Annotated in this window: 14 protein-coding genes; 11 read left to right on the top strand and 3 right to left on the bottom strand. The window is 67.8% G+C overall.

All coding sequences use genetic code 11. The features are described 5' to 3' along the window. Positions 1-170 precede the first annotated feature (170 nt). The 3 genes from EDF39_RS03180 to EDF39_RS03170 are packed head-to-tail and all read left to right on the top strand — an operon-like array spanning position 171 to position 4,053. Positions 171-2,162 (top strand): beta-galactosidase, encoded by a 1,992-nt coding sequence (locus EDF39_RS03180; protein ID WP_123940429.1) that lies wholly within the window; start codon positions 171-173, stop codon positions 2,160-2,162. Further along, a complete protein-coding gene (locus tag EDF39_RS17430) occupies positions 2,159-3,064 on the top strand; it encodes a PD40 domain-containing protein (protein WP_158613143.1) in 906 nt (301 codons plus the stop codon). The genes EDF39_RS03180 and EDF39_RS17430 overlap by 4 nt, the downstream gene beginning before the upstream one ends. Further along, positions 3,064-4,053: an aldo/keto reductase gene (locus tag EDF39_RS03170; RefSeq protein WP_123940425.1), complete on the top strand. Its 990-nt coding sequence runs from the start codon at positions 3,064-3,066 to the stop codon at positions 4,051-4,053. Before EDF39_RS17430 ends, EDF39_RS03170 begins: the two co-directional genes overlap by 1 nt. A gap of 161 nt (positions 4,054-4,214) precedes the next feature. Here the strand turns inward: EDF39_RS03170 and EDF39_RS03165 are convergent, their stop codons facing one another. Continuing rightward, positions 4,215-4,385: a CsbD family protein gene (locus EDF39_RS03165; RefSeq protein ID WP_123940423.1), complete on the bottom strand. Its 171-nt coding sequence runs from the start codon at positions 4,383-4,385 to the stop codon at positions 4,215-4,217. A 238-nt stretch (positions 4,386-4,623) separates the two neighbouring features. Between EDF39_RS03165 and EDF39_RS03160 the strand changes: the two genes are divergently transcribed. Then, positions 4,624-5,103 (top strand): nucleoside deaminase, encoded by a 480-nt coding sequence (locus tag EDF39_RS03160; RefSeq protein WP_055961594.1) that lies wholly within the window; start codon positions 4,624-4,626, stop codon positions 5,101-5,103. A 78-nt stretch (positions 5,104-5,181) separates the two neighbouring features. Here the strand turns inward: EDF39_RS03160 and EDF39_RS03155 are convergent, their stop codons facing one another. Beyond that, positions 5,182-5,901 carry a TetR/AcrR family transcriptional regulator gene (locus tag EDF39_RS03155; protein WP_233572944.1) on the bottom strand — a complete coding sequence of 240 codons (720 nt, stop codon included), beginning with the start codon at positions 5,899-5,901 and terminating at the stop codon, positions 5,182-5,184. Positions 5,902-5,992: 91 nt separating this feature from the next. Between EDF39_RS03155 and EDF39_RS03150 the strand changes: the two genes are divergently transcribed. Then, positions 5,993-6,853 (top strand): SDR family oxidoreductase, encoded by an 861-nt coding sequence (locus tag EDF39_RS03150; RefSeq protein ID WP_123940419.1) that lies wholly within the window; start codon positions 5,993-5,995, stop codon positions 6,851-6,853. A 138-nt stretch (positions 6,854-6,991) separates the two neighbouring features. Here EDF39_RS03150 and EDF39_RS03145 read toward each other — a convergent pair whose 3' ends face one another. Further along, a complete protein-coding gene (locus EDF39_RS03145) occupies positions 6,992-7,366 on the bottom strand; it encodes a hypothetical protein (protein ID WP_123940417.1) in 375 nt (124 codons plus the stop codon). 443 nt (positions 7,367-7,809) lie between these two features. Between EDF39_RS03145 and EDF39_RS03140 the strand changes: the two genes are divergently transcribed. The 6 genes from EDF39_RS03140 to EDF39_RS03115 all read left to right on the top strand — a co-directional run bounded on the left by EDF39_RS03140 (position 7,810) and on the right by EDF39_RS03115 (position 14,037). After that, entirely contained in the window at positions 7,810-8,184 is a 375-nt protein-coding gene (locus tag EDF39_RS03140) for a hypothetical protein (RefSeq protein WP_123940415.1), read from the top strand. 58 nt (positions 8,185-8,242) lie between these two features. Then, positions 8,243-9,205 (top strand): ATP-binding cassette domain-containing protein, encoded by a 963-nt coding sequence (locus tag EDF39_RS03135; protein ID WP_123940413.1) that lies wholly within the window; start codon positions 8,243-8,245, stop codon positions 9,203-9,205. A gap of 14 nt (positions 9,206-9,219) precedes the next feature. Further along, positions 9,220-9,939 carry an ABC transporter permease gene (locus tag EDF39_RS03130; protein WP_123940411.1) on the top strand — a complete coding sequence of 240 codons (720 nt, stop codon included), beginning with the start codon at positions 9,220-9,222 and terminating at the stop codon, positions 9,937-9,939. Next, on the top strand, positions 9,936-10,193 hold the full coding sequence (locus EDF39_RS03125) for a hypothetical protein (protein ID WP_123940410.1): 258 nt from the start codon (positions 9,936-9,938) through the stop codon (positions 10,191-10,193). Before EDF39_RS03130 ends, EDF39_RS03125 begins: the two co-directional genes overlap by 4 nt. A 152-nt stretch (positions 10,194-10,345) precedes the next feature. Beyond that, positions 10,346-11,236 carry an FAD binding domain-containing protein gene (locus EDF39_RS03120; protein WP_123940408.1) on the top strand — a complete coding sequence of 297 codons (891 nt, stop codon included), beginning with the start codon at positions 10,346-10,348 and terminating at the stop codon, positions 11,234-11,236. After that, positions 11,233-14,037, top strand: coding sequence for a molybdopterin cofactor-binding domain-containing protein (locus tag EDF39_RS03115; RefSeq protein WP_123940406.1), 2,805 nt, complete (start codon positions 11,233-11,235; stop codon positions 14,035-14,037). The genes EDF39_RS03120 and EDF39_RS03115 overlap by 4 nt, the downstream gene beginning before the upstream one ends. Positions 14,038-14,104 lie beyond the last annotated feature (67 nt).

Here is a 14,104-nt window from a genome sequence, read left to right as displayed (position 1 = left end):
GCACGCCCGGTGCCGGGACCTGTGACTGTTAGCGGTTACAGTACGTCACGCACTCACCGGCTTGTCAAGCCCGTCTTTTGCGGTGATACTCGACTCTGTCACCGGTTACAGTTCCGTAACCGGTAACAGTTCCAGCCGGGCCAAGCCCTGTTTTCAGCGAGGAGAACCGAATGACCACGACCCAGCCCGAGACGATCCCTGGCACTGGCAGCGGCTGGCTCCCCGGCACCTCCACCATCGCGTTCGGCGGCGACTACAACCCCGAGCAGTGGCCTCGCGAGGTCTGGGACGACGACATTCGTCTCATGCGCGAGGCCGGGGTCAACCTGGTCAGCATCGGCATCTTCTCGTGGGTGCTGCTCGAACCCCGCGAGGGAGAATTCGACTTCGTCTGGCTCGACGAGGTCATCGAGCTGCTGCACACGGCCGGCATCGCGATCGACCTCGGTACCCCGACCGCCTCGCCGCCCGCCTGGTTCTGGGCGAAGTACCCCGAGGCGCGACCGGTCACCCGCGACGGCGTGCCCCTCGGCTTCGGCTCGCGCGGCATGGCCAGCCCGAGCTCGCCCGCCTACGCCGAGGCGACCACCCGCATCGTCACGGCTCTCGCCGAACGCTACGGCTCGCACCCGGCCGTCACCCTCTGGCACGTCCACAACGAATACGGCGCGCCGATCTCCGAGAGCTACGACGAGGCGTCGGTCGCCGCTTTCCGCCTCTGGCTCGCCGCCCGCTACACGACCCTCGACGCACTCAACAGCGCCTGGGGCACGACGTTCTGGGGTCAGCGCTACGGCGCGTGGAGCGAGATCGACGCCCCGCGCACCGCCGCTACCGTCGTCAACCCATCGCAGCGCCTCGACTTCGCCCGATTCACCAACCACGCCCTGCTCGAGTGCTTCCGCCGCGAGCGCGACATCCTGCACCGGCTGTCGCCCGGCATCCCGGTCACCACGAACTTCATGGCCACGAACTGCCCGTCGGTCGACTACTGGACCTGGGCGAACGAGGTCGACATCGTCTCGAACGACCACTACCTCGTCGCGGAGCGCACCGACAACCATGTGCTGCTGGCACTCGATGCAGACCTGACCCGCTCGCTCGCGGCCGGGCGTCCCTGGATCCTCATGGAGCACTCCACCTCGGCCGTCAACTGGCAGCCGCGCAACCTGCGCAAGCAGCCCGGCGAGCTGCGCCGCAACAGCCTGCAGCACTTCGCCCGAGGGGCCGACGGGATCCTGTTCTTCCAGTGGCGGGCCTCCCGCTACGGCGCGGAGAAGTTCCACTCGGCGATGCTGCCCCACGCGGGCGAGACGTCGCGGGTGTTCCGCGAGACCGTCGCCCTCGGTGCCGAGCTCGGAACGCTCGCACCCGCCGTCGGCAGCCGCGTGCACGCGTCGGTCGCGATCCTCTGGGATTGGGAGTCGTTCTGGGCGCAGGATCTCGAGTGGCGACCGAGCGTCGAGCTCGCCCACCGGCGCCAGATCGAGACGTTCTACACGCGCCTCTGGGAAGACGGCATTACGACCGACTTCGTGCACCCGGAAGCCGACCTCTCGACGTACGACCTCGTCGTCGCTCCGAGCCTCTACCTGATCTCGACGACAGCCCGCACGAACATCGAGGCGTTCGTCGCGGCCGGCGGCACCTTCGTCTCGTCGTACTTCACGGGCATCGTCGATTCGCACGACACGGTGCACGATGGCGCGATGCCCGGTGCGCTCCGCGACGTGCTCGGGCTCACGGTCGAGGAGTTCGGCCCGCTTCCCCAGGACACCCCGGTGCAGCTGAGCTCTGGCGCGGTCGGCAGCCGCTGGACCGACGCGATCCTGCTGCAGGGTGCCGAGTCGATCGACGCCTACGTCGACGGTCCGATGGCGGGCGGCGCGGCAGTCACGCGGAACTCCTTCGGTGCCGGTCACGCCTGGTACCTCTCGACCGACTTCACCGCCGAGCAGCTCGCCGACGTGCTGGTGGGCGCCTACGCCGACGCCGGCGTCGAGGCCGGGCCGGTCGCACTCCGCGGTGTCGAGCGGGTGTCGCGCCGAGCCGACGGGGTGACGTTCACGACCTGGATCAACCACACCGACCGCGACGCGACGCTGCCCACGGGCACGGTCGTGACAGCCGGAGACGCGGTCGTGCTGCGCGACGACGCGTGATCCCGATCCTGCAGGAGGTTGCCTGGCGGACGCTGGCCCCGGGTCAGGTGTGCAGGATCCTGGTGGTCGACTCGGTCACGGGCACAACTCGGGTGGTCCACGAGTCGCACGATGTCGCCTACGAGTCACCGAACTGGACGCCCGACGGGCTGTCGCTGATCGTCAACGCCGCGGGCCACCTCTACCGCGTGCCCGCGGCCGGCGGGGTGCCGACCCCGATCGCCTCGGGCGCCCTCGACGATCACAACAACGACCATCTCGTCTCGCGCGACGGGGCAACGATCTACTCGTCGTCGGAGACCACCGGGCACCTCTTCGCCGTGCCCGTCGGGGGTGGTGAGCCGGTGCAGGTCTCGCCTGATCGAGACGGAGTCTTCGGCTACTTCTTGCAGGGGCAGTCGCCGGACGGTGGGACTCTCGCGTTCACCGGCGCCGAGCGTCGCGACGGGCTCGACTTCGTGAGCGGGCTGTTTCTGCTCGACCTCGGCACGCGGGAGGTCTCCCGCCTCAGCGGCTGGACCGCCGACTCGGTGGGGTGCGACTGGTCAACCGACGGGTGGCTCTACTTCGGCTCGGAGCTCGGCTCATCGACGCGCGGCCACTCGCAAGTGCACCGCATGCGCCGCGACGGTCGAGGTGTCAAGCGGCTGACCGACGACGAGCGCGTCAACTGGTTTCCGAAGGTGTCGCCCGACGGGTCACGGGTCGTCTACCTGTCGTTCCCGCCGGGCACCGTGGGGCATGCGAGCGACGTCGACGTCGTGATTCGGTCGATGGAGCCCGACGGCTCCGGTCAACGCGATGTGCTCCACCTCACCGGCGGACAGGGCACACTGAACATGAACTCGTGGGCACCGTCGTCCGACAGCTTCGCCTGCGTGTCATATGAGTTGGAGTACTGATGGAACAGCGCATCTACGGCCGAACCGGTTTCTCGGTCTCGCCCCTCTGCATCGGAACATCGTCGTGGGGCCGCCCCAAGGGTGAGGAGTCGCAGGCCGACGCCGACGTGCGCATCGCCGAGATCGCACGGTCGTGGGCGATCGGCGCGCTGCGTCTCGGTGCGGTGTCGCAGGGCGGGTCGACTCTGAACTTCCTCGACACCTCGAACGAGTACGGCGAGGGGCGCAGCGAGCCGCTGATCGGCAGCGCCCTGGCCGCGTCGTCCGCGGTCGTCGACGGGTCGGTCGGCAACGACCTCGTCGTGCAGACGAAACTCGACCGCGACGTCGCGACCGGCAGCTTCTCGACCGACCGGATGCGACGCTCCCTCGAGGAGTCGCTGTCGAGGCTCGGCCTCGAGCGCATCCAGGTGATGCACCTGCACGACCCCGAGACGATCGGGTTCGACGCGGCGATGGCCGCAGACGGCCCGGTCGCGGCGCTCGTCGCCATGAAAGAGGAGGGGCTCGTCTCCTCGATCGGCATCTCGGGCGGCCCCGTCGGCATGCTGCAGCAGTTCGTCGAGACCGACCTCTTCGACGCCCTCATCACGCACAACCGGTACACACTCGTCGACCGGTCGGCCTCCGACCTCTTCGACGCGGCGACCGCCCGGAACATGGGCATCACGAACGCGGCACCGTACGGCGGCGGAATCCTCACCGGCGACCCACGCTTCGCCGGCTCGTACGGCTACCAGCCCGCGACCCCCGAGATCCTCCGCGCCGTGAACGGCCTGCAGGGCGTCTGCGACTCGTACGGAATCCCGCTTCAGACGGCGGCGCTCCAGTTCAGCATTCGTGAGCCCAGGATCCACTCCACCGTCGTGGGGGTCTCCTCCCTGCCTCGGCTCGAGTCGGCCATCGACGACGCCACCGCCGCACTGCCCGAGGCGCTGTGGGCCGAGCTCGACGCCGTGGTGCCGGCCGGGATCGCGCTCGACGCGTAGGGGGCACGGCTCTGGGCAACCCGACGCGGAACGGCCAATCCGACGTGCCGCGGCGCGTCGGATTGGCCGTTCCGCGTCGCATAGCGCGGCGTCGCGCCCTCGCGCAACGACACGACCCCCGCCACCTCGGAAGGTGACGGGGGTCGTGGCGTAGTGCGTCGTTACTTGAGGTTGTCCTTGACGTCCTCAGTCTTCTTGCGCGCCTCGCCCATGGCCTGGTCTTTCTGGCCCTGGTGCTTCAGCTCGTCGTCGTCGGTCTTCTTGCCGACGAACTCCTCAGCGTGGCCGGCGGCCTTCTGAATGACATCTTTTGCCTTGTCTCCAATGGACATGACGTTCCCTTCTCAACACCTCGCGCCGGGAATCCCCGACTTTCGGCAGATGGTAGGCGCGAGTCCCCCGCAGATGCTCAGGTGACGCGGAAATCGACACGAATCGGCCATTCCGACGCGGCGCGCCAGGTCGGATTGGCCGATCCTCGTCGGTTAGCTGCGGACCGACGCCTCCTCGCCGCGCTCGTCCCCCGAATCCTCGGCACCGGGCCAGCCGCCGAAGAGCACGCTCGAAGTCATGACCGATCGCGACGACACCTTCACCGCCCTGACCGTCCAACGAGCTCAGGAGAACGTCGACCAGGGCGGCAAGCCGTTCGCCTGCCTGCTCGTCCGCGACGGGGAGGTCGTGGTCGAGGCGCAGAATCACGTCGCTCAGACCGGCGATCCCACCGCGCACGCCGAGATCCGCGCCATCCGGATGGCCGCCGAACAGGGCATCACCGACCTCCGCGGCTTCGACGCCTACGTCACCGCCTACCCGTGCCCGATGTGCCTCGGTGCCCTCTATTACGCCCAGCCCGACCGCGTGATCTACGCGGTTTCGCGCGAGGAAGAGGCCGAGCACTACGAAGACGGCAACCGTCTCATGAGCCTGGGCACGTTCTACGACGAATACACCAAGAGCATCGAGGATCGATCACTGCCCGCTGAGCAGGGACAGGTCGCGAACGCGACGGCCCCCTTCGCCGACTGGACCGCCAAGCACTCCTCCTGAGCGAACCGGCGCGAATTGGCCAAAATCACAGCGCCGCGGCGCGCGACGTCGGCCGATTCGCGTCACTTTGGCTGAGGGTTACCCCTCCGACGCCGCGATCGCCCGGTCCAGCCACTCGACCATGAGCAGGCGCTCCGACGAGCTCAGGCCGGCCAGCGTCGGCGCCATCGCGCGGAAGGCGACCGCGGTCGGCAGCGCTTGCCCATCGGCGACGACCGGAGCATCGGTGAGGATCTGCGCCAGAACACCATCCAGTACAGCGTCGGCGAGCCGGGGGTCGCGTTCTTCCGGCGGTGTCGCCAAGACAGTCGTGATCAACCCGACCCCGGCCACCTGAAACAGCTCGACGGCCCGGCGCTCAGAGACCTTAAGCCTGCCGACAACCGCCACCCGGTGCATGCGCGCCTCGAGCACCGCCTTGCCCGAGCGTGCCGCCGGGGAGGTCACCACCCGATCCGGGTCGCTCAGCAGCCGGAACAGAGTGGGGTTGCTCAGCCCGAACTCGACCTGCGCCTGCCAGCCGGCGCGGAGATCGACAACCGGGTCAACGCGTGCGGCCTCGGCCTCCTCGACGATCGCCGCCTTGGTCGTCACGTAGGCGGCCATGACGTGCTCGGCGACGGCTTCGAGCAGTCCGTCTTTGTCACCGAAGAGGCGGTAGATCGCGGGCGCCTGCACGCCCGCCTCCTGCGCGACGCCCCGGGTGGTCAGCGCACCTGGGCCCCGCTCGCGAAGCAGCCGGGCAGCGGCGTCGATGATGCGCTCGCGGGTGTCGGCCGGGATCCTGATGTCGCTCACGTATCGACGATAACGCATCCTTGCTAACGCTTTGATTCCCTTGATAGCCTGCATTTGATTCCAGCGATATCACTGACCTGAAAGGCCCACCATGATCATCGTCACCGGCGCCACCGGCGCTCTGAACGGCACCACCCTCGACCATCTCCTCCTCGCCCGACCCGCTTCCGAGCTCGTCGTCGTGGCCCGCGATACGGCGAAGGCCGCCCGTTTCGCCGAGCAGGGCGTCGAGATCAGACAGGGGGACTACTCCGATTCAGCGTCCCTCCCGGCAGCCTTCGAGGGCGCCGACCAGCTCCTGCTCGTGTCGTCGAGCGACCCGCAGGCGGACGCCGTGCAGCTGCACCGATCGGCCATTGAGGCGGCCGTGTCGGCGGGCGTCGGGCGGATCCTCTACACGAGTCACCAGGGCGCCGCGGCCGACACCCCCTTCGGCCCTGGGCGCGACCACTTCGCCACCGAGCAGCTTCTCGCCGAGTCGGGCGTGGCCTGGACCTCCCTGCGAAATGGTTTCTACGCCCATAGCCTCGCCTGGTTCCTCGGCGACTGGCGCGAGACCGGCGTCATCTCGGTTCCGGCAGACGGGCCCGTGTCGTGGACCGCCCGGGAGGATGCCGCGGAGGCCGCTGCCCGGATCCTGCTCTCCGAAGGCGCCTACGACGGCCCGACGACGGTGACCGGCCCCGATGCCCCGACATTCACCGACGTCGCGTCCATCGCCGCCGAGGTCGCCGGCCGTCCGGTCGAGACCCGGGTGCTCGGAGAGAACGAGTGGATCGCCGCCCAGGTCGCATCGGGCCAGCCGGAGTTCATGGCGCACTTCGTGCTGGGCATGTACCAGGCGGCGGCCGGCGGCTATTTCGCCGGAACCGACCCCCTTCTCGGCGAACTACTGGGTCGAGCGCCCCGCAGCGTGCGCGATCTGCTCGAGACTCCCGCCAAACAGCACTGAAACCCGAGGATCCGGCAGTCCTCCCCCGCCGAACCGACGCGAATCGGCCAAGGTCACAGCGCCGCGGCGCCCGACGTCGCCCGACGTCGGCCGACTCGCGTCGACTCAGCAGAGCCGGGCCGCGACCCTCAGGACGCGCTAGGCGAAGTGGCCCGCGAGGACTCTGGGCTCAGCGGCGGCTGCCGGATCCTGGGCTAGCGGGCTCGACTCGGCGCGCTGCTCGACCGTGCGGACGAGCAGCTCGACGACATCGTGGTCGCTCGCGACGACGCGGGTCGGCGACATGCGCGCGTGGCCGTGGCTCAGGCTGATGCGGCCGATGTGCCAGACCTCGTTCATGTACCAGGCGGCCGAGAGGGTCTCGGCTCCGCTCGAGACGGTGATGACACGACGGGCACTGCCCCAGCGGGCGGCCTCGGCGCGGCCGACCGTCAGGATGGTCGACTGCAGATGAGGGGCCTCGCGGAACAGCGCGTGAATGATTCGGGCGGATCGGGTTCGGGAACTGACCATGTCAGATGCCTCTTTCTTCGGCGACCGCGGGTAACGGTCACCACTCGTCACCGGGTGCATCCTGAGGCGATTCGGGCGCCTCCGGAAGGGGTGTTCACTCCGGTGATGAATGCAACTGTAGGTGTCCCCCTTCTGGCGGACTAACCATTGCTCACCCCCATTCCAGGGGGCACGGCTCCGAGGGCGTCTGTAACGCGACGCAGATCGGCCATTTCGACGCGGCGCGCCCGGTCGGTTTGGCCGATTAGCGTCGAATAAGAAATCCAACGTCAGGCGTATGACATACTAATTTTCGCCTCGAGCCCCGACGGTGGAGCCCGAGGCCCGCCTCGCCAGTTGCACCTGGTTCGGCGTACCACCGCTGGAGGGCCTGGGGGTGGATATCGGAAGTCAGTGAAATGCAAAATAATACTACCCGGAAAGCATGGAGATACAAGGCCGGGGTGACGCTTGTATTGGTGGCACCCGCACTGCTGGGGATCGGAGCCGCATCGTCGGCCTCCGCCAGCACCCTGGCACCTGGTTCATCCGCGGCCATGTATCTGGGTTCTAACAGCCAGGTGCTGCCTCCCACCCCAACGGAGGCGCCGACACCCACGCAATCGGCGTCGCCCCAGGCTCCGGGAGAAACTCGCGGACGTTTCGACGCGATCATCCGCATCATCAAAGGCATTCCGGGTGCATGGTCAAAATTCGTGGCCGGCGTAAAAAAGGCCTACTCGTGGTTCGTCAAGTACGTCTGGAAGCCACTCGTGGCCGCAGTCAACTGGCTCGGAACGATCGTTGGAGCTTGGGATATCTGGAACCACTTCCACTGATAGAAGTCGGGCGCGCCTAGCAGGCGCGCCCGACCCCACTCCTGGTGAAGGGAACCGCATGCAAAACGCCGTGCTCCAGCAACCGTCAGCGAAGTTGTCCGTGCAGGGGCTGACCAAAACTTATCGAGGCAAAACTGCAGTCCATGCGGCCTCTTTCGACTGCGCAGGCGGCACCATCACAGGGTTTGTCGGCCCCAACGGGTCAGGTAAATCCACAACGCTGAGGATGATTCTCGGTCACACGAGAGCCGACGCCGGGCAGGCCTATTTTGATGGCGTCCCCTACGTCGACCTCCATAACCCCGGTCGCACCGTCGGTGTTCTCTTGGACGCCTCGGCTCACCATGACGGCCGTACGGTGCGCGAGACTCTGCGGCTCGCCGCTCTCACTATCGGGGTAACCAAGGCTCGAACACGGGCCTGTCAAACAGCAGTCGGCCTCGAGTCAGTCGGGAACAAGAGGGTGGGTTCTCTCTCACTGGGCATGCGCCAGCGACTTGGAATCGCCGTCGCGACTCTTGGGGCGCCGCGATTTTTGATCCTGGACGAGCCTGCGAACGGACTCGACCCCGAGGGCATCCGGTGGCTCCGCCAACTCCTGAAGTCGTTCGCCGCAACGGGCGGGACGGCCCTCGTGTCGAGTCACCAGTTGGCGGAACTAGAAATGGTTGCTGACAAACTCATCGTCATCGATCGTGGCCGGGCGCGAGAACAAGAGCCCCGGGCCTTCCGCCCCGCGTATGAGTCAGTTGTCTCGACCGAAAACGACGTCCTTTTCCGCGAGCGCCTCACGTCGCGAGGCATCAACGCCCACGCCAATTCCGATCACACCGCTCTTCTCGTGGAGGCTGCGCCAGACATCGTCGGTCGAATCGCACGGGATTCGACTATCGCGATCGACAGCCTCACCTCTGCTCCCCTTCAAACCCTCGAGGACTTCTTCTTGGAGACCACGTCGGGTGAGCATGCGGCTGGCGACGATTCCGCGCTCTTCGATCTGCTTGGGCGGCCCAAACAATGACCTGGCTGCCGCGCTTGACCTACATAGAGCTACGCAAGTGCGTCGACACCAAGTCGGCGCTGGTGCTGCTCGCGGTCATCTTCGTTCTCGCAGCAGGCTTCGCCGTTCTTGCGTCAACCGGAGAACCGGACCTCAACAGCTTCGTGGGGTCCGCACTCATACCTCTGCCGTTTCTCTTGCCTGTTATTTCAGCTCTTTCGGCTACCAGCGAGTGGAGCCAACGGGCTACCGTAACGACCTTCTCCCTGGTACCGCGCCGGAGCACAATCCTCGTCGCACGCTTGACGGCGACCGTCCTGCTCGTCCTGTTGCTGGCAAGCGCCATCGTCGTGACTACGAAGGCAATCTTTGTCGTAATGCACCCGGCGGCGTTCCAGGCGACAGACTGGGCCGAATTCGCCAAAACCCTCTGGTCGATTCTCGTCTTGGCCATCACAGCCGCCCTCACGGGTGTCGCAATGGGGTACCTCCTCCTGATACCCGCACTCGCTATTTCAGTGACACTTCTTGTGCCGGTCGCGTACGACGTCTTCATCTCGTTGCGTTTTCCTGACGTCGGCCCGTGGATTTCGAGTTTGGCGTTTAGCCAGTGGCTGCTAAAGCCCAACCTCGATTGGGAATCCTCCGGACTCGAGACAGTCGGCATCGGCCCTGCCCTTTCGTCCCTCCTCCTCTGGACCGTTCTTCCGCTCGCAGCGGGTTGGGTCCGCCAGTTGCGAAAAGAAGTGAAATGAAAGCCAGCACCACGCGCCGCCGACACCTCGACTCCGTCCACCTCCGATGCGCGGCGGCGTTCGCCCTCGCCGCCCTGTCGCTGGTGCTCGTGAGCATCGGCACGACACTCTCGCTCGTGCCGCTGGCCGTCGGCGTGTTCCTTCTGACCTTTGGAAAGAGCATGAACCACCGGAATGCTCCGCCGATCACGTTCCTCGTACTACTGCCGATCATCGGAATCATCGTGTGGATCCTCATAGCCCGCGCGACCTGACGCAAATCGGCCAAGGTCACAGCGCCGCGGCTCGCGAGGTCGGCCGATGCGCGTCGGGTCACGAGCCGTAGCCCCACGCGGCAGCACGCAAACCACCCGCACCGGCCCGGTGCAACGCGCCCGAAACAAAGGTGATGTTGACTGAGCAAACAATGGACTTGATCGACGTTCACGAGATCCGGGTGGCCCGAACCCGCGATGACATCGTGCTGGGCGAGAGCGTCCGACCGCTCGGCGGCGGCACCTGGCTGTTCTCCGAACCGCAGCCGCCCGAGCACACCGGCTTCGTCGACTTGACCGCCCTCGGCTGGACCCCGATCGAAACCACCGCCGATCACCTCGTCGTGGCGGCGACGTGCACGATCCGCGAGCTGACCGACTTCGCGCTCGACCCCGAGTGGCCGGCGCAGCAGCTCTTCCGGCAGTGCGCCGAGTCGCTGCTCATGAGCTTCAAGATCTGGAACCTCGCCACTGTCGGTGGCAACGTCGCGACAGCGCTGCCGGCCGGGGCGATGACGTCGCTGCTGGCAGGGCTCGGGGCGCGCGCGGTGATCTGGGGGGCCGAGGGGCGGGAGCGCAGGATCCTGGTCTCCGACCTCGTGACCGGCGTCCGGGCCACCGATCTGTCGCTCGACGAGGTGATCCGCTCGTTCGAGATCCCGCTGGCTTCACTCCGATCGCGGACGGCGTTCCGGCGCATCTCGCTGTCGAACCTCGGCCGCTCCGCCGCCGTGGTGATCGGCCGGGTCGACGCCACGGGCGAGTGCGTGATCACGGTGACGGCGGCGACACCCCGGCCCGTGCAGCTGCGCTTCGACTCGGTGCCCGAGGCGGCCGAACTGAGCGACGCGCTGAGCCGGTATTCCGACTGGTACTCGGACCCGCATGGCGCGCCCGATTGGCGACGCGCGGTGTCGATGCGCTTCGCGGAGGAGATCCGGGCGGAGCTGAGCGCCGACACGGACAGCAGCACCGACACGGACAGCAGCACCAGCACGTGGAGCAGCACCAGCACTGACACTGACACAGGAAGCGACGCATGAAGTTCGACGTCAACGGCGAAGAGCTCGACGCCACCGTGCTCCCGGGCCAGGTACTGCGAACGGTGCTGCGCGAAAACGAGCACTACGAGGTCAAGAAGGGCTGCGACGCCGGAGACTGCGGCGCGTGCTCGGTGCTCGTCGACGATCAGCCGGTGCACTCCTGCATCTACCCGGCACATCGGCTCGAGGGCAAGCACGTAACCACCGTCGCGGGTTTGGGCAGCCCGGCGCACCCGCACCCGATGCAGCAGCGTTTCTCGGATGCAGCAGGCCTCCAGTGCGGCTTCTGCACAGCCGGCATGGTCGTCACCGCGTCGACGTTCACCGACGAGCAGATTGCCGACGGCGCCGACCTGCCCCGCCTCCTCAAGGGCAATCTCTGCCGCTGCACGGGCTACCGCGCGATCCGTGATGCGATCTGCGGCGTGACGAACACCGAGGTGGCACCCGCCGGAGACTCGGCCGGGCGGTCGACCAAGGCTCCCGCCGGCATGCGCGTCGTGACGGGGCGGGAGCAGTACACGCTCGACTTCACGACCCCCACGAAGACCCTGCACCTCGCGGTGCTGAAGAGCCCGCACTCGCACGCCCGCATCACGTCGATCGACACGACCGCCGCCGAGGCGATGGAGGGCGTGCACGTCGTCTTCACGCACCGCGACTCCCCCGCGACGTTGTTCTCGACCGGCCGCCACGAGAACCGCACCGACGACCCCGACGACACACTCGTGCTCGACCCGGTGCTGCGGTTCCGTGGGCAGCGAGTCGCGGCAGTCGTCGCCGACACAGTGCGCCAGGCGGAGCTCGCCCTCACGGCGGTCGTCGTCGAGTACGAGGTGCTGCCCGCCGTCTTCGACCCCGCGCTCGCCCGAGAACCCGGTGCACCGCTCGTGCACGGCGAGAAGGGCCCCGAGTCGCGCATCTCCGACCCGTCGCGCAACGTCGTCGCCCAGATGCACGGCGAGACCGGCGACGTCGATGCCGCCCTGGCCGCGAGTGCCGCGACGGTGGAAGGCACCTGGCAGACGCAGCGCATCACGCACGCGGCCCTCGAGACGCACGCCACCCGCGGCTGGATCGACGACGACGGCCGCCTCGTGCTGCGCACCAGCACCCAGGTGCCGTTCCTCGTGCGGGACGAGATCTGCCACATCTTCGGCCTGCCGACCGACCGAGTGCGCGTGTTCGCCGCACGGGTCGGCGGCGGCTTCGGCGGCAAGCAGGAGCTGCTCACCGAAGACCTCGTCACGATGGCCGTGCTCCGCACCGGACGCTCGGTGCAGTACGAGTTCACGCGCGAAGACGAGTTCACGATCGCCCCACCGCGGCATCCGATGCGCGTGGGAGTGAAGGTCGGAGCGACGGCGGGCGGGATCCTGACCGCTCTGGCCGTCGACGAGCTGATGGACACCGGCGCGTACGGCAACCACGGCATCGGCGTGATGTTCCACAGCGTGCACGAGTCGATCTCGGTCTACCGGGCCCCCAACAAGCGGGTCGACGCCGAGAGCGTCTACACGAACAACCTGCCGTCGGGGGCGTTCCGCGGCTACGGGCTCGGCCAGGTGATCTTCGCCGTCGAGTCGGCCCTCGACGAGCTCGCTCGCAAGCTCGACATCGACCCGTTCGAGTTGCGGCGCCGCAACGTCGTCGTTCCCGGCGATCACATGACCGTCGTCGACCCGAACGAAGAGAGCGACCTTCTCTTCGGCAGCTATGGACTCGACCAGTGCCTCGACCTGGTGCAGAACGCCCTCGCCGGGCCGCCTCCCGCAGACTCGGGCTCGCTCATCGGGGCCACTCCCGTGCCCACCGGCGACCAGTGGGCGTTCGGCACCGGCATGGCGATGGCGATGATCGCCACGATGCCGCCCCGCGGCCATTTCGCCGACACCACCGTCGCCCTCAACGCCGACGGAACGTACACGATCGGCGTCGGCACGGCCGAGTTCGGCAACGGCACCACGACCGTGCACGGGCAGCTCACCGCGACCGTGCTCGGCACCACGCCCGACCGCATCGTGATCGAGCAGTCCGACACGGATGTCGCCCGCTACGACACCGGGGCGTTCGGCTCGGCCGGAGTGGTCGTCGCCGGCAAGGCCCTCTACGCCGCCGCGCAGAAGCTCAAGATCGCGATGATCGCGAGGGCACAGGCCATCGTGACCGGTGTCGGAGACCCGGCGCAGAATCCCGGCGTTCCCGTCTCGACCGACCTGGGGCTCGTCGACGTCGCTCTCACCCCCGACGGCGTGCTCATGCCGGCCGGAGCATGGGGCCCCGGCCGCCTCGTCCCCGCCGCCGAGCTCCTCGCCCACGGAGAACTCCGCGCCGACGGCAGCCACGACGGCACCCCGAGGTCCGTCGCGTTCAATGTGCACGGCTTCAGCGTTGCGGTCGACCGGAACACCGGTGAGGTGCGGATCCTGCGCTCCGTTCAGGCGGCCGATGCCGGCACGGTGCTCAACCCCGAGCAGCTGCGCGGCCAGGTCGAGGGCGGCACGGCGCAGGCCATCGGCACGGCGCTCTACGAGGAGATGATGCTCGACGGGGCGGGCCTGGTGACGACGACGGCGTTCCGCAACTACAGGACGCCGAAGTTCAGCGACCTGCCCGTGACCGAGGTGCTGTTCGCGGCGACGCACGACGACCTCGGGCCGCTCGGGGCGAAGAGCATGAGCGAGGCGCCGTACAACCCGGTGGCTCCGGCGCTGGCGAACGCCGTGCGGGACGCGATCGGGGTGCGGCCGCACGAGCTGCCGATGTCGCGCGATCGGCTGTGGCGGTTGCTGCAGGCGTAGCCGCGTGCGGCTGGACGCTGCTGCTGGCGGTCGTCGCCGCGCGCCGCTGGCAAGGCGACGCGAATCG

Source organism: Frondihabitans sp. PhB161 (assembly GCF_003814635.1).
In the GTDB taxonomy this organism is placed as follows: domain Bacteria; phylum Actinomycetota; class Actinomycetes; order Actinomycetales; family Microbacteriaceae; genus Frondihabitans.
This window is presented reverse-complemented; position numbering and strand designations above follow the sequence as displayed.